This is a genomic window from Undibacterium sp. Ren11W (assembly GCF_049340485.1).
Lineage (GTDB): Bacteria > Pseudomonadota > Gammaproteobacteria > Burkholderiales > Burkholderiaceae_D > Undibacterium.
Window position 1 is genome coordinate 1449935 of record NZ_JBMPPB010000001.1, and the last position, 20468, is coordinate 1470402.

Consider the following 20468-nt stretch of genomic DNA (forward strand, 5'->3'; position numbering starts at 1 on the left):
CTAAGGGCTAATAGTGGGGGCAGAGTATCAGGCGGGCTGATATTCGGCATGAAAACCATCTAAGCCTGCCAGCATATCGGCAAACGCGGCCGCCACCTGAGTCGGTTCGCCTTTGACGCCCAGCTCTATGTGCCGACGGATATTCGCATCGCCAACGCTAGGCAGGCTGAACACTTTGATCTGCAGGTACTTGGCTTCTAGCGCTTCCATCATCGGCGTCAGGGTGGACTCCATCGCTTCAAACACCAGCACCGCCTGTTCGGCATACGGGGTTTGATGAAACAGATGGGGGTAATGGGTATCGAGTACCCACTCCAGCATAGGCCAGGCCATGACCGGAAACCCTGGCACGAAGTAATGCTGCCGGATCGCAAAACCGGGGATTTTATTGTAGGGATTGGGTATCAACTCAGCGCCCTGCGGGAACTTGCCCATATTGAGCTTGTGCAGGTTTTCCGGGCTATCCAGATTAACGGCGCTAGCGCTATCTGGCGCGGTTTCCAGGATGCGCTGTTGTATCAGTTTTTTCGCCTCGGGATGTATTGCCAGTGGCAGCTCTAAAGCCAGGCCAGCACATTGACGGGTGTGATCATCCGGCGTCGCACCTATGCCACCGGTACAAAACACGATATCGCCACTGGCAAAACTGCGTTGCAAGGTGGCGACAATGCGCGCCCTGTCGTCGCCGATATACTCGGCCCAATCTAGTTGCAGACCGCGCGCCGTCAGTAACTCTATGACATGCGGTAAGTGCTTATCGCTACGCTTGCCGGATAAAATTTCGTCGCCAATGATGATGAGACCTATTGCCATATTCACTCCTTAGGGAAGCCCACAAGAAAAAAACAGAGAAAAAGCCAGAAGCTGTGACTATGCAATCACGTTCAAAAGCAGGCAAGCCCAGGGCGCATATTCCATGCGCTCTGCAGGCCAGATGCCGCCAACTGCCGCATGGAATATGCGCCTCCGGCCTGCCTGCTGTTCATTTTAGCGGCACGGTTTCTACGCTGCTTTTTTTACCGCTTTTTTTTACCGCTTCTTTATACAGTTACAGTGCTGTTTCTATGCTGCTGCAAGGCAGCCATGCAATAGTATTGGAACCACAGTCCGGTAAAAATAAATACCAGCACATACAACCAGATTGCCAGACCAGCGAGAAACGGGAAGAACACGATGGACATCACGCCACCCAACCACAACAACATCGGTGCACCACCGATGATGCCAGAGATGGTGCCCATGATCAGAAACGGCGTGCGGTGCTGGCGCGTTAGCAGTTTCCGCTCGGCCGCATCTGCATGTTCAGCCAGCGCATCATACGCCATCACGCGGTAAGTGAGCCACCCTAGCAACAAGGGCTGCAGTACAAAATGCAGGGGCGGCAGCAACACCAGCGGCAGAGTGAGCAGCCATACGAGCAGAAAAATCAAAAACGAACTGAGCGAATGCCATAAACTGCCGAACCAAGAACCGCCCTGGCGTTGTTCTAAGTCTGAATAGGCACCGCGACTGACGTGGCGACTGATCACCGGCATGGCGATCAGCGCGGTTGCCAATAAAGAGCTTAGAACCATAAAAGGCAGCAGCAACCACATCGCGATTAAAGGCACGATCACCGTCTTAAACGCCAACATGCCAGTCCATGCCAAGAGTTCGCCGCTAGTTTTAAAACCGTCATGGGCGACAAAAAACGCCTGGATAAAATCGATCAGATCCTGCATGCCCCACCACAAGGCCACGCCCCACAAGGCCAGCGACAAGAAAAACGGCAGCAGGCTCAAAAGCAAGATACGAAAGTGAAATTGTGCCAGCAGTGCCTTGCCCCACGCACTGGCGATCGCGCTTAAATTCATCGTGTTTCCTGGTGTGGTCTAGCCTGCTCTTCAGGGCCATCGCGCCCGAACAGACGTTTGATGCCCAGCCATTGTTGTGAAAAAAAACCGCGGCCATAATCGCGTGAACGGCCTTCTGGCGCGACTAATTGATCGCGAATGCCGGTCATGGAATATTCCTGGAGAAATAAAGCGCTGCCAAACAACACGTCCCAGATCGGGAACAAGACCGCGAAATTATGTCCGCCTATGCTGCCCTTGCCATGCGTTTCGTGACCTACGCCTATCGCATGATGGGTGCGATGGTAGCGCGGCGAGACCAGTAAATATTCTCCTATGCGGCCAAAATGGATGCGTACATTGGCATGCTGCAGGCTTTGCAACATGCGCGAGACCACTACCAGCGTCACATATTGACCAGGCTGAACGCCGATTGCAATCGCGATTAAGCCCATGTAAATGTCGCGCAAGATATCGTCGAATAGGTGATTGCGATTGTCGCTCCACAAATTCATATTGCGCTGACTGTGGTGCAGGCTATGCAGCGCCCACCACCAGTTGAACTGATGTTCGGCACGGTGATACCAGTAATCGAAAAAATCCAGTACCAGCAAATAGATACAGAACAGCAGCACTGGGTAGTCCAACATTGTTGGCCAGATGTTTTCCAAATTAAACGGGTTCAATCCTTGCAGATGCAATTCGGCAGTCAGGCTATCGAGTAAGGGATCGAGTAGCAAAAAGATCGCCACCGAAAATATCCCCAAGCGGTGCAAGGCGGTGTAAATAAAATCATTCCAGCGCGCCGAGCGGTCGGTGATTTTATGCACAGGTATCAATGCTTCCAAGGGCCGCAACACCATATACAGCACCAACAATTCGCAGACGCCCATCAAAAACCATTCGACACCGTGAAAGGCATCTTCGACGAACTCACCAAGGCCGATTTGAAATACTAAAGGCTGTACGATAACTTCAAAAATCCAGGCTTGCACGCTGGTAAACAGATCTGAAAAATTCATTTATTTATTCGGGGAATTTGTGCGGGAATTTTTTTGGGAATACTGAGGATGTTCCCGCAGTGTAGCAAAGCAAAAGCCTTTTTGCTCCAGCCCACTGATTAAAGGTTCCAAGTTTTCGGGTGCCCACGGCGTCTTGCGCGACCAGATACCCAGATGCGCCATGAAGATATCGCCGTCTTTTAAACCGTCCAGTGCACGTTTGAGCAAAGCCGGATTACTCCAGCTTTCGCTAGGCAATTCATCGCCAGAAAAGCCAGCCAGCGACCAGCCTACATGGCGATAGCCACAACTGAGCACGGCTGTCTCAAGCTGAGCACTAAGTTTGCCGCCAGGTGCGCGCCAAAACGGATCAAGTTTAGCGCCGGTTAATTGCATAAAGCGCTGATCGACACGACGCAACTCATCGCAATATTGCTGCGCCGTCCAAGTTAATTTCTTACCGGCTTGCGCACCGAACTGCGGTTTGACTTCAACACGGCCATCCGGCAAATCGCGCGAAAAATACACGTGATCAAAGCTGTGACTGCCGAAAGCATGGCCATCTTGCAGCAACTGCTTCCAGTAGGGAGCCCAGGCCGGGTCCAAAGAATAATCGCCGTTGACAGTTTTTTCATTCGCCAGAAAAAACGTGGCCTTGATACGATGGCGACGTAAAGTCTGGGCAATGAATTCGGCTTGCGATTGGCTGCCGGTATCGAAACTGAGGTAGATAGTGGCCTTGCAGCTACTCGCTGCCGAGGCCTGCGCCGAGCCAGCAGAAAACGCCGCCATCAGGCTGAACAGCGTAGCGAGCACAACAGATTTGCGGGGCCTCATCGTCACCTGGTTTTACATGGTCGCAGCACGGTCATAAAAGTACACGCCATGCGGTGAGCGTCCGACAGGGATGAGTTTGATGACTTTTTTGCTGGCGACATCAATCACTGCGACTTTTTTGATCCAGCGCAGCGTCGCCCACAATGTTTTACCATCGGCGCTTAGCTCCATACAATCTGGGCCGCCCGGTACCGGGATCGTACCTACGTTTTCCAGCGTCAGCTGATCGATGATGTTAATCGTATTGGATGTGCGATTCGAGACAAACACGTGGCGCTTATCGCCCATAGAACGGAAATTATGCGTACCGGCACCGGCGGTGATGCGCTTAACCGTTTTTTGGGTGCGCCAGTCTATGACTTCGACATAATCCTTGCCCATAATACCGACCAGCAAATGCTTATCGTCCGGCGTCATAACGATACCGGCAGGCAGCTTACCGACGGGAATAGTCCATTTCACTTTTTGCGTGGCCAGATCGATCGCCGAGATCTGATCACTGCCCTGCTGGGTAATGAAGACGGTGGTGCTGGCGGCATCAAATGCCATATGACTAGGCAGCTTGGCCAGAGGAACCCGATTGGCCAAAGTAAAGTCTTTGCCATCGTATTTATAAAAATCGACGCGATCAAGTCGCAGAGAATTGGAGATGAACCATTTTTGGTTAGGCGAAAAGCCGATCTGATACGGATCGGCCACATCTTTGATGCGCCTTTGAATCTGACCCGTCTTAGGATCCAAAAACACCAGTTCATCACCGACAGCATTGGCAACGATCAGGGATTTATTATCAGGAGTGGCCATTAAATGATGTGGCTCTTTACCGATAGGGAAACTGCTGAGCTCTTTAAAGTTTTCCTGATCCAGCAAAGTGACCGTGGCATCGCGTGAATTGAGAACCACCACCACGCTGGCTTGGGCTTCTTGAAACATGGCAGACAACAGCGAAGAGAACACTAAAGATAAAGCTAAAAAACGAAGCTGCATGAAGAATTACCGCTTAAAAAGTTAACAAAATTGATAAAGCGTATTTTACCGCGCCTAGCCAAGCGAAGAGAGACTATCCATAAAATGCCTGCTTCTTTTTACACTATTTTGCGTAAAATCAAGCGCTCTTACGGATTATTACTGAAGATTACGCAATTTCACGCATGCAGCTTGCGCTGCGAGCGGAGCAGAACCAGGTTTTAGTCTACAATTGCGCCAGTTTTTTAATCACGAATAGGAAAAAATCATGACTAGCACAACAACAGTTTCAGGATTGCAATACGAAGATAAAGTCATAGGCGAAGGCGCAGAAGCGCAAGCTGGCAATAATGTTGACGTTCATTACACCGGCTGGTTGCAAAATCCAGACGGCAGTGCCGGTAAAAAATTCGACTCTAGTAAAGACCGTGGCACACCATTTTCTTTCGCACTAGGCGCTGGCCAAGTGATCAAGGGCTGGGATGAAGGCGTGCAAGGCATGAAAATCGGCGGCACCCGCGTCTTGACTATTCCATCGGCCTTAGGCTATGGCGCCCGCGGTGCTGGCGGCGTGATCCCCGCGAACGCGACTTTGATTTTTGAAGTTGAATTGTTGGGCGTGTAATACAACCATACAAAATCTGCTTTTTAGGGGAGTATGCCACCCGCCACCTTGCTTGCGCATATTTTATGTGCACAAGCAAGGTGGCAAGACTGATACCCCTAGGTAGTATAAGAATCCTCCTGAGACATGGAGGATTTTTTTTGTCTGGTAAAACGCGCCCCCAACTGATGCGCAGCCTATCGCGCAGAATTTGACTCAAAACAAGGTCAAAATGATAAACTGCCACGCTGCTGCCTATAAAAATAACAAGCTGCCGCAATCGCTAGCACATCTCGCTGCTGCGCCCCTATCACCTTCTAAGTCTGTCTTGTTTTTATGCCTCACACCAGCGCTACTGCCATTTCGACACAGTCCGAGACTAACTCCGGCACAACTACGCACCAGGACATTTTGTACGGCCCAACGCAAACCGAACTGATACGCAACGAGGTATTGGCAGATCTGCTGGAAGCCAGTGCATCCCAATTTCCCGAACAACCCGCCCTGATTTTGGGCGAGCACATCCTCAGCTATGCGCAACTCAATGACAGGGCCGACTGCGCCGCTTCGCACCTGATCGCAGCAGGCGTAAGACCAGGGCAGATTATTGGTCTATGGCTGCCGCGCGGTATCGATTTATTGCTCATGCAGGCAGCCATTGCCAAGACCGGCGCTGCCTGGTTGCCGTTTGATGCCGATACGCCCGTCGAGCGTATCGCAGTCTGCCTGGAAGACGCGCAGGCCTTCGGCATTGTCAGTTGCCAGGCTTTGGCAGCGCAACTGAGCGCCCTGCCCTGCCCGATCTGGCCTGCTGAAGACTTACTACTAACAAGCTCTGCGCCCTTACTGCGACGCCAGGGCGCATCAGCCAGCGATCCAGCGTATGTGATTTACACCTCAGGCTCGACAGGCAAACCCAAGGGCATTGCGATTACCCAGGGCAGTATCTGCCATTTTTTACGTAGCGAAAACAGTGTCTTGGGAGTGCGCAGCAGCGACCGTGTGTATCAGGGTTTTTCTGTCGCCTTTGACATGTCGTTTGAAGAGATCTGGATCAGTTATTTGGTCGGTGCCTGTCTTTGGATAGCGCCGCGCGAAGTAGCGCTGGATCCCGATGCGCTGCCGCATGAACTGAATCAAAATCAAGTCACCGTTCTGCACGCAGTACCGACCTTGCTGGCTTTATTTAGCCGCGATGTACCTAGCCTGCGCATCATCAATCTGGGTGGCGAGATGTGCCCGGAAACCTTGGTAGCGCGCTGGGTCAAGCCGGGACGGCAATTATTCAATACCTATGGCCCGACCGAGGCGACAGTGTCTGCCAGCCTGGCAGAACTGCATCTAAACCAGCCAGTGACTATCGGCAAACCCCTGCCAAATTATGGCTTACTGGTGATCGATACGGCCGTAGAAAACGGCTTACGCGTATTGCAGCGCGGCGAAACCGGCGAACTATGCATTACCGGCCCCGGCGTTGCTAAGGGCTATCTTGGCCGCCCGGATCTGACTGCGGAAAAATTCCTCGTCAACCCCTGGGCCAGCGGAGCCTACGATCAACGACTGTATCGTACCGGCGATCTGGCCCGTATCGAAGCCGATGGCAGTGTGCAATGCCTGGGACGATCCGATGACCAGGTAAAAATCCGCGGTTTTCGGGTAGAACTGGGTGAGATCGAAGCAGTATTGGCCAAGCAAGCTGGCGTAGGCACAGTGGCGGTGATCTTGCGTCAGGAAGAAGGCATAGATCACTTGATCGCCTTCATCGTAGCCGAAGCCGATCAGACACTTTCTAGCGCCGCACTCCGGGCAAACCTGGCAGCAGTGTTGCCACCGTATATGGTGCCGGGACGCTTTGAGAGTCTACTGGAAATGCCGCGCCTTACCTCGGGCAAGATAGACCGTAAAGAATTGAAAAATCGGCCGCTGACGGTACTAAGTAATTCGGCAGAATCGGATCGTGCGGACAACCTGGCCGAGGAAGTTTTATTTACTGCCTTGCACAAATTATTCCCTGGTCAAGCGATCCGCAGAGAGCTCGATTTTTTCGCCGATCTGGGCGGCCATTCTTTATTAGCGGCGCGTCTGGTGTCGGCCTTACGGGCCGATGCGCGCTTCGCCTACTTCAAGATCAGCGATATTTATCAGCACCGGCACATAGGCCAAATCGCCTTGGTTTTAGCGCAATCACAGATAAGCAATAGTAGCGACGCCAGTGCCAATGCCGATATGTGGACCCCGCCATCGAGTTTAAAACGCTGGACTTGCGGTGCGGCGCAGGCGATCGCTATCCCCTGGCTGGTGGCAATCCGCATGATGCAATGGCTGACTCCGTTTTTTGCCTATCACTTCCTGACTGGCGATGCCGATGACTCCATACCGAGAGCAATCGCTTTGTCGGTAGGCGTATTTTTATTGCTGACGATACTAGAGTTTGCTGTCGCCATCCTAGGGAAATGGCTGATCGCCGGCAGATTAAAAGAAGGCCTCTACCCGCTCTGGGGCTTCACCTATTTTCGCTGGTGGCTAGCAGATCGATTAGTCGAGGCCGCTCCCGTCTATATGTTAAGTGGCTCATCGCTGTATGTTTGGTGGTTGCGCGCATTGGGAGCAAAGATAGGAAAGGACGTGAATATCGGCTCGCTGACTTTACGTGCTCCTGATCTGCTGGAGATTGGCGACCAGGCCAGCATAGGCAATGCCAGCAATTTTGAAAATGCCCGTATCGAACGTGGTCAATTGCGACTCGGTCGTATCAGCATAGGCAAGAATGCCTGCGTCGGCTCGTATGCAGTGCTCGAAGGAGGCGTCACGATAGGCGAATACGGCCATCTGGAAGGCCAATCGGCGCTCAGCGAAGGACAAACCATCCCAGATCGACGGATCTGGCGCGGCTCACCGGCGCATGACGTCGCCGCTTTTGAGCCGGATTCGATTCCAGCGCGCCCGGCAGTATCAAACTTGCGTCTGGCAGCTGAAGGGATATTCTTCATCTTTGGCAGTGCCTTGGTTGCGGCCCTATTTTTTCTGCCGGTTTTCCCTAGTTTTGTCGCCATCGATATGCTCGATAACGTCGAGACTTTTCCGTGGTTGCAAGGGAGTTCGATTGTTTTTCAATTGACTAAATATTTTATTCTGGCCTTCCCTGCGACGGCGATACTGATACTCTGCACCGCCCTGCTGTCAGCCGGAATACGCTGGAGCGTTTTACCGAAACTCAAACCTGGCAGTTATTCTGTGCATGGCAATACCTATTGCGCAAAATGGCTGGTGAATCAAATTCAGGAATCGAGTCTGCATGTCTTGCATGGTGTGTATGCCACCGTGTATGCCCCTTTCTGGTATCGTTTATTGGGTGCCAAAGTGGGCAAAGGTGCCGAGATCTCGACTGCACTCGGGGTCGTGCCAGATATGCTGACACTGGGCGATGAGACCTTTATCGCCGATGCGGTATTACTCGGCGACGAACAAATCGATGGCGGTTGGATGAGCATGCAGCCAACGGTCATTTCGCGCCGCAGCTTTGTCGGTAACGGTGCGTATATTCCGGATGGCACCATCTTGCCGGAGAACGTACTGATAGGCGTGCACAGTACTGCTCCGGCCAATGAGACCATGCGCAATGGCGACACCTGGTTGGGCTCACCGGCTATCCATTTGCCGGCACGGGAAGAAGTCAAAGGCTTTCCTGAAGAGCTGACCTTCCATCCCTCGATCTGGCGTCGGATAGGCCGCACCCTGGTGGAAACTTTCCGCATCATCGCACCGCATGCGATGGTGATCTCGGTCGGCTATACCATCGTGCTTGATCTGATGCCACTAGCAGGCGACGACTTATGGGGAGAAGTTTTGTATTACCTGATCTTGGCAGGTTTGGGCTACGGGCTGGGCTGCTTTGCCTTTGTATTGGCATTGAAATGGATCTTAATGGGGCGCTACCAAAAGAGCAGCACGCCTATGTGGACCAGATTTGTATGGATCTCGGAAGCTATCACTAATTTGTATGAAGGCATCGCCGTACCGAACTTCATGCGCTATCTGCGCGGCACCCCGTGGCTGCCGCTGGCGTTTAATTTACTTGGCACTAACATCGGCAAAGGCGTGTATCTAGACACGACCGACATCACGGAGTTTGATTGTGTCAGCATCGGTGCGTATAGCGAAATCAATGCACTAGCCTGCCCGCAAACCCATTTATTTGAAGACCGCGTCATGAAAATCGATCATGTCAGGATTGGTGAACGCGTGTACATGGGACCGCGCAGCGCGGTACTGTACAGTGCGGTGGTCGGTGACGATGCCAAACTGGGAGCACTCACACTGGTGATGAAGGGCGAATTTATTCCCGCCAAATCGAGCTGGCGCGGTTGTCCGGCCTCGATTGCGCTTGCCACTTCACACGTTTAACTAGCTCGACTGAGCCATGTCGGCGCTGACTGTGTATCCATGGCCAGAGCAAAGCGCAGCGGCGTGCGCTGCTCTGGCTGAGCATGCTCTAGTGGTATTGAGCGTAATCACGCCAGCCTCGGCCAGCCGTGATTTTGCCCGACAACAGATACGTTTAGCATTAGGTAATGTCTTGAGCCAGTACTCTGGCTGCCCAGTCGAACAGCTGATACTAGAGCGTCAAGCCGGTCAGGTACCGGGCCTGAAATTATCGATTCCTGGTCATCAGATTGCCATTTCCATCAGCCATGAAAGCGGCTTATCGATTGCAGCAATCGCGGCAATCAATCATGGATCTCGTGATAATTTTAGCGATCGTCAGCCAGATAGCGATAAGCAGCGCGCAGGACTAGGAATAGATCTGCTAAAAATAGCGCATCTGCCAGACTGGCAAGAAGTTGCTGCACTCTATTTAGGGCCGCAAGTGAGTGCCGCCATCGCTGCCACTCCCTTGCCGCAGCAAGCGGCCTGCTTCGCCCGGCACTGGGCACAACTGGAAGCTAAATTAAAATACCAGGGACTGGCTTTGAGTGAATGGTCAGAGCAAAGCACAGCGGATGTACAGGCCTACCTGTTGCAAGAACTCGCCTTGCCGACTGGCTATGCGGGCGCGATCGCGACCAGCATCCAGGCTAAGTCAGAATAACTCAGGACAAGTTAGGCTAGCATCAGCCTAGTCGATACGGCCTCAAGATAGTTGATATGCAGCTGTAATTCAGCTGTCATTCAGCTGCAATCGAATTTCAAGGCCGTTCTGTACGCCATCCGCCCGAACTAAAACTGCTCAAGCTGCTTCCACACTGTTTCAGTGCTGCCAGTATCACCACTTGGCTTTAGACAAAATCACCAGCCACTTACGCAAGACTAAAATTTCCAGATGCCCGGCTTGTACTCCGGTGGAGCAGTCCATAATGGGATTAACCCGATATTGACGTCGTCTGAAATCAAGACACACAAATATTTCTCTGCTACCCAAGCGCATTAAAAATGAGGTAGGTGCAAATTGCAGGCTAAAACGCGCATCAAAAGATTGTTCGAGGTTAGTCATTTGAGATGATCTCCATTTCGTAAACTAGGTGGATTAAGGAATTCTATGAACTCTATAAAACCTGTAAGTACATAAATTTCTATCGGATTACATGTTGATCACTTTAGCATAAAGTACTGTATATGCAATCAGTATTTATATTTTTCGTGGTTTTCCCACTTTTTCTGCGTGCCTTTTACAACAAGTCACAACAAGTCACAACAAGTTTGAATTTGTCTGAATAAGCGATTATACTGATTTTATATACAGTAGTTTTTTTATTCGGCAATTCATGAAATCGACCTCATCCCCCGCCCCGGAAAGCATACATCCCTCGCTATGGCGTGCCTCACAATTGGCGCGTGGCCATGGCGACTATGTGGCTTGCGGTTACTCAGGCTTAGCAGCAGAGCTGCCCGGTGCGGGCTGGCCCAATGGCGCTTTGAGCGAAATCCTCATACAACATCCGGGTACGGCGGAGTTACGCCTGTTGCAACCGGCCCTGGCAGGTTTGCAGCGTGGTCACATTATCTTGCTGCAGCCGCCTTATCAACCGCAAGCCCTGGGTTTATCTGAACTAGGCCTGGATATCTCCCGCGTACTGTGGATACGCTGCAATACACATAAAGATGCGCTGTGGAGCGCAGAACAAATCTTACGTAGCGGTAGTTGTGCGGCTCTGCTGTTTTGGCAAACGCAAATCAGAACCGAGAATCTGCGCCGCCTGCATCTGGCGGCACAAAGCGGCACGACGCTGTTTGCCGTGATCCGTCCGCAGCAGCAAGCGCTGAACCCATCGCCGGCCCCCTTGCGTCTAAAACTCCAGCGCGTCGCACTTGGCCTACAAGTAGAGATCATCAAGCGACGCGGTGCACAACAACATGCACCCTTGATTATTCCAGTGGCGCGTCTGTCCTCCATGTACCGCGCCCGCCCTGACACCGCCATTTATGAGCATGACCATGTTGACCACCCACTCAATATCAACGCCAGCATCAACGCTGGTATCAACGCCTGCATCAATTCCGGCATCAACCTCCGCGACCAAGCCGGCAGTGCTATGGTTGGCAGTGCATCTGCCGCAGCTCAGCATAGAAACTTTCCAGCCGAACTGGCTAGCTGACCTTGGCACGGTAGTGCTGGACAAAAATCGCGTGGTGGCGCTGTCAAAGCACGCCAGCGCGGCAGGTGTACAACTGGGGATGCGCAGTGGCAGTGTGCAGATGCTATTACCCGAGGCAATGCTCAGGCAATATGATAGCGAGCAAGAGCAGGCATCTTTGCAGCGGGTCGCGACCACACTGCTCCAATATTCACCGCAAGTAGCCGCTGCCGGGCCGGCCAGTCTGCTCATGAACATAGGTGCCAGCCTGCGCTTGTTTGGCGGAGTCCGGCAATTGCGGCGCTGCGTGCTAAACAGCATGGCGCTACTGGGCATCAGTGCCACCCTGAGCTATGCACCTAACGCAGCCGCAGCCGGGCTACTGGCGCATGCCGCTAATGCATATGGTCGACGCGGCCTGTATTGCCTCAATCCTATGCGCTTAAGTCGCCGGCTCGACCCACTCGCACTGAGCCTATTACCAGCCGCCACGCCCTGGCGCGACTGGCTACAAGGTATCGCTTGCCATGATTTAAAAAGCTTACGCCAATTACCGCGTGCAGGAATACAGCGACGCTGCGGTAAGGATTTATTATCACAGTTAGATTACGCCTATGGAGTCGCCACCGAGTTACATCAATGGCTGGAAGTGCCAGCAGAATTCATCGCACGCATAGAGCTGCCCGAGCGCATAGAGCAAGCCGAGGCCCTGCTCAATTATGCTAACGCTCTATTGCAACAACTCAGCGGCTGGTTAAGAGCGAAGCAGTTGGCAGTTAGCCAGATACAACTGGAATTAGAACACGAACGCGGGCGTCTGGCAGTGGCACCTAGCCAGTTGACCATCACCTTAGCTGAAGCGAGCTGGCAAGCAGAGCATCTGGCGCGACTCTTAAAAGAACGGCTGGCACAACTGAGCCTGACAACACCGGTGATGGCCTTACGCCTGCATGCCATGCAGCTAGTGGCCATGCAGGCGCCCAGCGCCAGCTTATTTCCAGAACCCAGCGGCAGCCCGCAACAACAGCACAGACTATTAGAGTTATTAGTGGCGCGCTTAGGCGCAGACCAGGTATTGCAAACGCTGCCGCAAGCCGACTATAGACCGGAAGTGGCAAATCACTGGATAGCGGCGATACCCTCGCAGCCCAAAGCGCGCGCTACGGCACAGTTGCCACACGCGCCGACAGCCATGATGAACCGTCCGAGCTGGCTACTGGCAGAGCCTATTCCTCTGGAGCTAAGACAACATAGGCCATATTATCGCGGTGCACTGAGCATACTGTCGCCGCCCGAACGTATCGAAGCCGGTTGGTGGAATGGGCAATTAGTCACCCGTGATTACTTTATCGCCGAGAACAGCGAACACCTGCGCTGCTGGATCTACCATGAAAGAATCAGCGTCGCCCAACACACAGGGCAGCAAGATGCCGATGCGGTCTGGTATCTGCATGGCTGGTTCGGCTAAGGTGCGCCAATGAAAAACCTATACAAAACAGTGGCAGGCCCAGCGCGCATATTCCATGCGCCTTGCAGGCTGGTATGGCTGGAAACCCGCATGGAATATGCGCGTCCGGCCAGGCTACTTTTAAATCTCAAACACGCCCGGGCGCCACACTTAGCGCTCATCTGGTCGCCAGCACTGAGCTTGAATCAGCATGGATAAGCCTGAACCCGGGCCCGGCCAGATGCGGCAGCCAAGCACCACCTCTCTGCCCGCTTACCTACCTGATTACGCAGAATTATTTTGCCTGTCTAATTTCACGTTTTTGCAAGGGGCGTCACATGCTGAAGAATTAGTCGCGCGTGCCGTCAAACTGGACTATCGGGCGCTGGCGATTACCGACGAATGCTCACTGGCAGGCGTAGTGCGGGCCCATGAAGAAGCGAAAAAACATCATCTGCCGCTACTGATAGGTGCGCATTTCAAACTCAGCGCCACTGATGAGCAAGATGGCGGCACCCTAATTGCCCTGGCACAAAATCGTGAAGGCTATGGCAATCTGTCTGAACTGATCACACTGGCACGCACCCGCACCACCAAAGGGACCTACTTCATTACAGCACAAGATTTTAGCGCGCCACCGCCCGGATATACCCATCTGCGCGGCTTACCAGACTGCCTGATGATCCTGGTGCCCGATTATCCCGCCGATATCGAGCTGCTATCGAAACAAGCGGCATGGGTCAAGGCGCTCTTCCCGCAACGTGCCTGGCTGGGTTTGAATTTACTCACCCGTGGCATGGATGAGTTGCATCAGGGCCGGGTCACCGCAATTGCCCAGCACCAGCGCCTGCCTTTGGTAGCGATAGGCCAGGTCTGTATGCATGTGCGTTCGCGCAAGCCCTTGCAAGATACACTCACTGCGATACGCCTGAGTAAAAGCATCGCCGATTGCGGCTACCAACTGGCACCGAATGCAGAACAACATCTACGTTCGCGCTTACGCCTGGCCAATCTGTATCCAGCAGCCGCGCTGGCAGAAACCATCAAGATTGCCAGCCTGTGTCATTTCTCGCTCGATGAATTGCGCTATGAGTACCCGGATGAACTGGTGCCAGCAGGACAAACTCCGGCCAGTTATTTAAAACAAGAAGTCTATCTGGGCGCAAAGCTGCGCTACCCGCTGGGGCTCAGCGCCAGCGTCACACAAAAAATAGAGTACGAGCTGCACCTGATCAACGATCTCGCTTACGAGCCCTACTTCTTAACCGTGCACGACATTGTCAGGTTCGCCCGCTCACAAGGCATCTTGTGCCAGGGGCGCGGCTCAGCCGCCAACTCGGTGGTCTGCTACTGCCTGCACATCACCGAAGTGAGCCCAGATAGCGACACTCTGCTATTCGAGCGCTTTTTATCAAAAGAGCGCGGCGAACCACCCGATATCGATGTCGATTTTGAGCACCAGCGGCGCGAAGAGGTGATCCAGTATCTGTATAAAAAATACGGCAGAAATCGTACCGCGCTGGCCGCAGCAGTCCACACTTACCGACCCAAAGGCGCTTTGCGCGAAGCCGGCAAGGCGCTGGGCGTCGACCTGGCACTGGTCGATGCGGTCGCCAAAGCACATCACTGGTTTGATAGTAAACACGATTTACTCCAGCGCTTCAGCGAAAGTGGGTTAGATCCCGATTCTGCGCTGGCGCAGCAATGGGCTAGCCTGGCGACCCAGTTACTCGGTTTTCCGCGACATTTGTCACAACACAGCGGCGGCTTCGTAATCGCCAAAGGTAAATTATCGCGGCTGGTGCCGATAGAAAATGCGGCGATGAAAGAGCGCAGCGTGATTGAGTGGGATAAAGATGATCTTGAGTCGCTAGGCTTACTCAAGGTTGATGTGCTGGCACTGGGCATGCTCTCGGCTCTCAAGCGCGCATTTGATCTGATGGCCAGCTTGCCCGGCCGGCCGCGCAACATGCAAGAACTACCACGCGAAGATGCCACCACTTACAAGATGATATGCCAGGCCGATACCATAGGCGTATTCCAAATTGAATCGCGTGCGCAAATGAGTATGTTGCCACGCCTGCGCCCGCAGACTTTTTACGATCTGGTGGTACAAGTGGCGATCGTCAGACCCGGCCCAATACAGGGCGGCATGGTGCATCCGTATTTACGCAGAAGACAAGGTTTGGAAGCCATCAGCTACCCGAAACCCGAGATAGAAAAAATACTCGCGCGCACGCTGGGTGTGCCTATCTTCCAGGAGCAAGTGATGCGCATCGCCATGGTGGCGGCCGATTTCAGCCCGGGCGAAGCCGATGAGTTACGGCGCGCCATGGCCGCCTGGAAACGCAAAGGCGGACTAGCACATTATAAAGAGCGCATCATCGACAGTATGAAAAAAAATGGCTACGACGAGCAATTTGCGACGGCTATTTTCAATCAGATGTTAGGCTTTGGCGAATACGGTTTTCCCGAAAGCCACGCCGCCAGTTTTGCGATTCTGACTTACGCCAGCAGCTGGATCAAATGCCATGAACCTGCGGTTTTTTTATGCTCGCTGCTCAACTCACAACCGCTGGGGTTTTATTCGCCATCGCAACTGGTGCAGGATGCACGCCGTCATGGCGTAGTCGTCAAGCCGGTCACCATAGAGGCGAGCAACTGGGAATCCTGTCTGGAGCACGATGATCCAAGCAAGACATCCGCAAGCGCGGTGCGTTTAGGAATGTCACTCTTGCGCGGCATGTCTTTTGAGGCGGCACAGCGGATACAAGCGGCACGCACGCAGCGCGCCTTTAGCGACATGACGGATCTGGCCAGGCGCGCACAACTAAATCGTCGCGACATCGAAGCTTTAGCCGCTGGCAATGCGCTGATCTCACTAGCCGGACATCGCCGGCTAGCCTTGTGGCAGGCAGTGGCAGCGATACCGGACAAGGATTTACTCCATACCGTCACTCTGGAAGAGCAGACTCCAGTGTTGGCCGCGCCGAGCGAAGCGCAAGAGATCGTCAGCGATTACCACAGTGCCGGCTTGACACTGGGACGGCACCCGCTCGCCTTATTGCGCCAGCGCCTGCTTAAGCTGCGCTTCCTGCCGGCAGAGTTACTCAACACTTTCCAGAATCGCCAATTTGCACGCGGTTGCGGCATGGTCACGGTACGCCAGCGCCCCGGCACCGCCAAAGGGGTGCTGTTCATCACGATAGAAGATGAGACCGGGCCGGTGAATGTAATTATCTGGCCATCGCTGGTAGAACAGCAACGCAAAGAAGTGCTCAGTGCCAGACTGCTAGGGGTGTACGGCATCTGGCAGCGCGAAGGCGAGGTCTGCCATCTGGTGGCAAAGCGCCTGGTAGACCTGTCGCATTTACTGGGCCAACTAGAAAGCGCCAGCCGGGATTTTTGTTAGATCTAGGACTTACGCAAAACCGCCCCAGCGTTGTTGCACTCGCCTTGCCGTACTAGCGTACTGTCTTCGGCGATGCGCCTAGCTGGAGCAATTTTGCGTAAGTCCCAAGATCTAACGAACACCAGTGCCCATTATTCGGTCATTTGCGGCTGGGCGATAGTTCTTAATTGAAAACGAGCATCGTCATTGAATAACCAGGTCTCGGTGATCTCTAATTTACCGTTTTTTACCAGCAGCGAACTAGGCTTAGGAAAAGGTGCGGCATTGCTGATACTCGCCAGGGCAATGTTTTCTGTGACTTTATCATGGTTACTACGCAGCACATCGCTGCGCAGCAATTTACCATCGGCATTCATGGTGTATTTTAAGACGACCACCGAGCGCAGCAAAGCTTGCGGCCTATCCGTATACACCTTGCCAGAATTACGCTCAGAGATACGCTGCGCCAATTCACGCTTATAGCCATTGAGAGTAAATGAGTTTGACGATCCGACTTTTTCATTGGTCTTTTTGCCGATTTCATTGGTCTGTTTGCCGACTTCATCGCTTTTTTTTCCGCCCGGTATAGGCGTAGAGCAAGCGGCAACGGCACAACAGGCTAACAGTAGTAAGCGTCTTATTTTCATGTCCACCGCTTTCAATTCAGGTCTCACCTGCACTAGTAAAGCAAACACTATTATTCGTCATCATCCGGCAAGCTCAAGCGCCCGGTATGGTAATCATACTCGTAGACCTCACCATAACGTCCCCACTCTATCGCAATCTCAAGTACACGCTTGGCTTCATCTGCTTTCAAAAACTCTTCCAGCAACTCGATGAACGGCTGCTCAGGCAGGCTACCGCTGCCATCCAACTCTAGATTACGCCGTATATGCGCGGCCAGCGGCACATGTGTCAGCAATTGCTGGCCAAACAACTCTTGCCTTAAGGTCTGATCGGCATCGGCATAATGCTGACCCAGAGCACTAAGAATAATATCGCCCTTTTCCAGAACCGCCAATCCTAATAAGCTCAGCGCCTCATAGGTAGGAAATAGCTCTTCATCGGTAAGATCAACTTCTTCTGCCAGTTGCGGCAAATCGGCACGCCCATTGAAAGGCGCTTGCGCCAGCAGATCCAGCATACCTTCAATACGGCTGACATCGGTCTCCGGCAAACGGTAGCCCAAATGTCGCGGATGCGTGGTGCCGGTCGCAGCTTCCTGTGCGGTGCGCATGGTCATCAGACCATACACTTCATCGATCAGCGCCCTGACCTCGATAGAGTCGACATCGCGCGGACGTGGCAAATCTATCTTCACTTCCGAACGTATGCAGCCAGGGTTGCTGGACATGATGATGATACGGTCAGCCATCATGACTGCTTCTTCAATATTATGCGAAACGATCAAGATGCCCTTGGTCGGAATACGGTTTTCATCCCACAGTTCCAGCATATCGTTACGCAGTGTCTCGCCAGTCAGGACATCGAGCGCAGAAAACGCCTCATCCATCAAGAGCACATCGGGATTGGTCACCAGCGCACGGGCTATCCCTACACGCTGCTTCATGCCGCCCGACAATTCCCGCGGCAAGGCACCGCCAAAACCGGCCAGACCGATTAATTCCAACACGGCGTCGGCACGTGTCTTGCGTTCATCGCTGGCCACGCCCTGCGCTTCTAATCCCAACTCTACATTTTGTTGTACCGTCAGCCATGGAAATAAGGCGAAAGACTGAAACACCATCGCAATCCCGGCCACCGGCCCATAAATTTCCTTGCCACGATAGGCAAGCTGGCCGGTATCGGCGGGTATCAAGCCGGCCATGATACGCAGCAAGGTGGACTTGCCTGAACCCGACTTACCCAGCAAGGCAACGATCTCGCCTTCCTCCAGTTGAAAGTCTAGCTTTTCCAGCACACTACGTGCGTGTCCATCCGCCGCTTTAAAAGACTTGGCAACTTGATTGAGTTCTATTAATTTTTGCTTCATGTTTTCTCTCCTGCTAATCGTCACATATTTCTACTTAGTCCGCCTACCGAAGACCCTAGCTACTACGGTCTTCCGCCAGCGAATACAATCTGCGCCAGAAAAAACGATTGAGTAGCATGACAAATACGCACATCACCGCAATCCCGAGTGCGATACGATGAAAATCCCCTAGCTCTGTCATCTGCTTGATATAACTCCCTAAGCCATCGGCTACCAGGGTGGTTTTACCCCAGGTCACGTATTCGGCCACGATACTGGCATTCCAGGAGCCACCACTGGCGGTAATGGCCCCCGTTACATAACTAGGGAACACCGCCGGCAGATACACGCGCTTCCATTTCAGCCAACCCTTCAAGCCTAGATTGTCGGCTGCCAGACGCAATTCATTCGGGATGATTGCGGCACCAGCGACGACATTAAACAAGATGTACCACTGGGTACCAAACACCATTAAGGGACTGAGCCAAATATTGGCATTGAGCTTTAGCGACACCATAAAAAACACCACCACCGGGAACATCAAGTTGACCGGAAAAGCCGCTAAAAACTGCGCCAATGCCTGCACCCGCTGCGAGTATTGCGGCCGCAGCCCTACCCACACTGCAATCGGCACCCACACCAGAGACGCCAGGCCTATCAGCAGCATGACACGCAACAAGGTAATCAACCCGAGGCCGACTACATGTACCACTTCGGCCCAACCGACATCGATATGCACAAAACTGACCAACCTGTACACGGCCCACACACAAGCCAAGGCCAAGCTCACATCCCAAGCACGGCCCCACAGCGGACTATGGCTAGACGCTAAAGACCGGCTAGAAGTGCCATCATGCTTCAGACTGAACCAGCCCAAGGCACGACTTAACCAGGCCCACATGCGCTCAGACCAGGAGCGCAACCAATAACTACTACGCATCCAATCGAGTAACCAGGATTGTTGAGCAGTATCGCCCTGTGATTCTTCAAATCGAAATTTATCGGCCCAAGCCAGCAAGGGGCGGAAAAACAATTGGTCGTAAAGTAAAATCCCCGCCAACATGGCCGTAATTGCCCATGCGATCGCGATGCCATTCTCGGCCTCGATCGCCACCGCAATATACGAGCCTATACCGGGCAATTTAATATCCTGGCCAGCAACCGAGATCGCCTCCGCCGCCACCAGAAAAAACCAGCCGCCCGACATCGACATCATCATATTCCACAGTAGACCAGGCATGGCAAAAGGCAGCTCCAGACGCCAGAAGCGCTGCCAACCGGACAGTCTGAAAATACGTGCCGCTTCGTTGAGTTCGGGCGGTACGGTGCGCATCGATTGATACAGACTAAACGCCATATTCCAGGCTTGCGAAGTGAAGATTGCAAACACCGCAGCACACTCTACGCCGAGTAAATTCCCGGGGAACAAGGCGATAAACGGCGCAATCGCAATTGCCTGAAATCCCAAAATCGGTACCGACTGCAAGATATCGAGTGCCGGTATCATCACTTTTTCGGCGGCGGCATATTTCACCGCAATGGCAGCGAATAGCAGGCTAAACAAAAGAGCGAAAGCCAAGGCCGTAAACATCCGTAAAATCGTGCGTAACAGGTAGTACGGAAGGTAACTAGGATCCAGCGATATCTGCAAAGTCTCGCCAACCGCAAACGGATGGCTCATCTGCATGGCGGCAAACGCAAACAACACGATCAATGCTAACACTAACGGCAGCAAGGCCCAATCCCAGCGATTCGGACCGCCAGTCGAGGCGGCATCCTCACGCCTTTGCAAATTAAAAAGCTCAAACATCAGCACGCTCCCAATTGCAGCCACGGCCAAAGTTAG

Annotated in this window: 15 protein-coding genes; 6 read left to right on the top strand and 9 right to left on the bottom strand. The window is 53.1% G+C overall.

From position 1 onward, the window contains the following. Window positions 1-27 precede the first annotated feature (27 nt). The 5 genes from ACO0K8_RS06480 to ACO0K8_RS06500 all read right to left on the bottom strand — a co-directional run bounded on the left by ACO0K8_RS06480 (window position 28) and on the right by ACO0K8_RS06500 (window position 4603). On the bottom strand, window positions 28-813 hold the full coding sequence (locus ACO0K8_RS06480) for a competence/damage-inducible protein A (RefSeq protein WP_422945800.1): 786 nt from the start codon (window positions 811-813) through the stop codon (window positions 28-30). Window positions 814-1040: 227 nt separating this feature from the next. After that, window positions 1041-1853 carry an EI24 domain-containing protein gene (locus ACO0K8_RS06485; protein WP_422945801.1) on the bottom strand — a complete coding sequence of 271 codons (813 nt, stop codon included), beginning with the start codon at window positions 1851-1853 and terminating at the stop codon, window positions 1041-1043. Beyond that, the gene (locus ACO0K8_RS06490; RefSeq protein WP_422945802.1) at window positions 1850-2854 is read right to left on the bottom strand and encodes a sterol desaturase family protein; all 1005 of its coding nucleotides are present in this window, start codon (window positions 2852-2854) and stop codon (window positions 1850-1852) included. Before ACO0K8_RS06490 ends, ACO0K8_RS06485 begins: the two co-directional genes overlap by 4 nt. After that, window positions 2855-3670 (bottom strand): polysaccharide deacetylase family protein, encoded by an 816-nt coding sequence (locus tag ACO0K8_RS06495; protein ID WP_422945803.1) that lies wholly within the window; start codon window positions 3668-3670, stop codon window positions 2855-2857. 12 nt (window positions 3671-3682) lie between these two features. Further along, complete coding sequence (locus ACO0K8_RS06500; RefSeq protein WP_422945866.1) at window positions 3683-4603, bottom strand: cytochrome D1 domain-containing protein; 921 nt, start codon at window positions 4601-4603, stop codon at window positions 3683-3685. A 301-nt stretch (window positions 4604-4904) separates the two neighbouring features. On the opposite strand from ACO0K8_RS06500, the gene ACO0K8_RS06505 reads away from it, so the two are divergent. From ACO0K8_RS06505 to ACO0K8_RS06515, 3 genes are all read left to right on the top strand, one after another. Beyond that, entirely contained in the window at window positions 4905-5261 is a 357-nt protein-coding gene (locus ACO0K8_RS06505) for an FKBP-type peptidyl-prolyl cis-trans isomerase (RefSeq protein ID WP_422945804.1), read from the top strand. A gap of 315 nt (window positions 5262-5576) precedes the next feature. Continuing rightward, the gene (locus tag ACO0K8_RS06510) at window positions 5577-9644 is read left to right on the top strand and encodes a Pls/PosA family non-ribosomal peptide synthetase (protein ID WP_422945805.1); all 4068 of its coding nucleotides are present in this window, start codon (window positions 5577-5579) and stop codon (window positions 9642-9644) included. Window positions 9645-9660: 16 nt separating this feature from the next. Continuing rightward, on the top strand, window positions 9661-10329 hold the full coding sequence (locus ACO0K8_RS06515) for a 4'-phosphopantetheinyl transferase family protein (protein ID WP_422945806.1): 669 nt from the start codon (window positions 9661-9663) through the stop codon (window positions 10327-10329). Between the two features lie 174 nt (window positions 10330-10503). Here ACO0K8_RS06515 and ACO0K8_RS06520 read toward each other — a convergent pair whose 3' ends face one another. After that, window positions 10504-10731: a hypothetical protein gene (locus tag ACO0K8_RS06520; protein WP_422945807.1), complete on the bottom strand. Its 228-nt coding sequence runs from the start codon at window positions 10729-10731 to the stop codon at window positions 10504-10506. 271 nt (window positions 10732-11002) lie between these two features. Between ACO0K8_RS06520 and imuA the strand changes: the two genes are divergently transcribed. The 3 genes from imuA to ACO0K8_RS06535 all read left to right on the top strand — a co-directional run bounded on the left by imuA (window position 11003) and on the right by ACO0K8_RS06535 (window position 16671). Further along, complete coding sequence (gene imuA, locus ACO0K8_RS06525; protein ID WP_422945808.1) at window positions 11003-11833, top strand: translesion DNA synthesis-associated protein ImuA; 831 nt, start codon at window positions 11003-11005, stop codon at window positions 11831-11833. Window positions 11834-11867: 34 nt separating this feature from the next. Beyond that, a complete protein-coding gene (locus ACO0K8_RS06530) occupies window positions 11868-13280 on the top strand; it encodes a Y-family DNA polymerase (RefSeq protein WP_422945867.1) in 1413 nt (470 codons plus the stop codon). A 220-nt stretch (window positions 13281-13500) separates the two neighbouring features. Next, window positions 13501-16671, top strand: a complete 3171-nt coding sequence (locus ACO0K8_RS06535; protein ID WP_422945868.1) for an error-prone DNA polymerase — start codon at window positions 13501-13503, stop codon at window positions 16669-16671. 131 nt (window positions 16672-16802) lie between these two features. On the opposite strand, the gene ACO0K8_RS06540 is transcribed toward ACO0K8_RS06535, so the two are convergent. The 3 genes from ACO0K8_RS06540 to ACO0K8_RS06550 are packed head-to-tail and all read right to left on the bottom strand — an operon-like array spanning window position 16803 to window position 20432. Then, window positions 16803-17297 (bottom strand): energy transducer TonB family protein, encoded by a 495-nt coding sequence (locus ACO0K8_RS06540; protein WP_422945809.1) that lies wholly within the window; start codon window positions 17295-17297, stop codon window positions 16803-16805. Between the two features lie 50 nt (window positions 17298-17347). Beyond that, on the bottom strand, window positions 17348-18643 hold the full coding sequence (locus ACO0K8_RS06545) for an AAA-associated domain-containing protein (RefSeq protein WP_422945810.1): 1296 nt from the start codon (window positions 18641-18643) through the stop codon (window positions 17348-17350). Between the two features lie 55 nt (window positions 18644-18698). Then, a complete protein-coding gene (locus ACO0K8_RS06550) occupies window positions 18699-20432 on the bottom strand; it encodes an ABC transporter permease (protein ID WP_422945811.1) in 1734 nt (577 codons plus the stop codon). Window positions 20433-20468: the final 36 nt, after the last annotated feature.

What these genes read in the sequence shown, in the direction of transcription:
- ACO0K8_RS06480 (WP_422945800.1), bottom strand. Translation starts at nt 813, where the DNA reads ATGGCAATAGGTCTCATCATCATTGGCGACGAAATTTTATCCGGCAAG.
- ACO0K8_RS06485 (WP_422945801.1), bottom strand. Translation starts at nt 1,853, where the DNA reads ATGAATTTAAGCGCGATCGCCAGTGCGTGGGGCAAGGCACTGCTGGCA.
- ACO0K8_RS06490 (WP_422945802.1), bottom strand. Translation starts at nt 2,854, where the DNA reads ATGAATTTTTCAGATCTGTTTACCAGCGTGCAAGCCTGGATTTTTGAA.
- ACO0K8_RS06495 (WP_422945803.1), bottom strand. Translation starts at nt 3,670, where the DNA reads ATGAGGCCCCGCAAATCTGTTGTGCTCGCTACGCTGTTCAGCCTGATG.
- ACO0K8_RS06500 (WP_422945866.1), bottom strand. Translation starts at nt 4,603, where the DNA reads ATGTTTCAAGAAGCCCAAGCCAGCGTGGTGGTGGTTCTCAATTCACGC.
- ACO0K8_RS06505 (WP_422945804.1), top strand. Translation starts at nt 4,905, where the DNA reads ATGACTAGCACAACAACAGTTTCAGGATTGCAATACGAAGATAAAGTC.
- ACO0K8_RS06510 (WP_422945805.1), top strand. Translation starts at nt 5,577, where the DNA reads ATGCCTCACACCAGCGCTACTGCCATTTCGACACAGTCCGAGACTAAC.
- ACO0K8_RS06515 (WP_422945806.1), top strand. Translation starts at nt 9,661, where the DNA reads ATGTCGGCGCTGACTGTGTATCCATGGCCAGAGCAAAGCGCAGCGGCG.
- ACO0K8_RS06520 (WP_422945807.1), bottom strand. Translation starts at nt 10,731, where the DNA reads ATGACTAACCTCGAACAATCTTTTGATGCGCGTTTTAGCCTGCAATTT.
- imuA (WP_422945808.1), top strand. Translation starts at nt 11,003, where the DNA reads ATGAAATCGACCTCATCCCCCGCCCCGGAAAGCATACATCCCTCGCTA.
- ACO0K8_RS06535 (WP_422945868.1), top strand. Translation starts at nt 13,501, where the DNA reads ATGCGGCAGCCAAGCACCACCTCTCTGCCCGCTTACCTACCTGATTAC.
- ACO0K8_RS06540 (WP_422945809.1), bottom strand. Translation starts at nt 17,297, where the DNA reads ATGAAAATAAGACGCTTACTACTGTTAGCCTGTTGTGCCGTTGCCGCT.
- ACO0K8_RS06545 (WP_422945810.1), bottom strand. Translation starts at nt 18,643, where the DNA reads ATGAAGCAAAAATTAATAGAACTCAATCAAGTTGCCAAGTCTTTTAAA.
- ACO0K8_RS06550 (WP_422945811.1), bottom strand. Translation starts at nt 20,432, where the DNA reads ATGTTTGAGCTTTTTAATTTGCAAAGGCGTGAGGATGCCGCCTCGACT.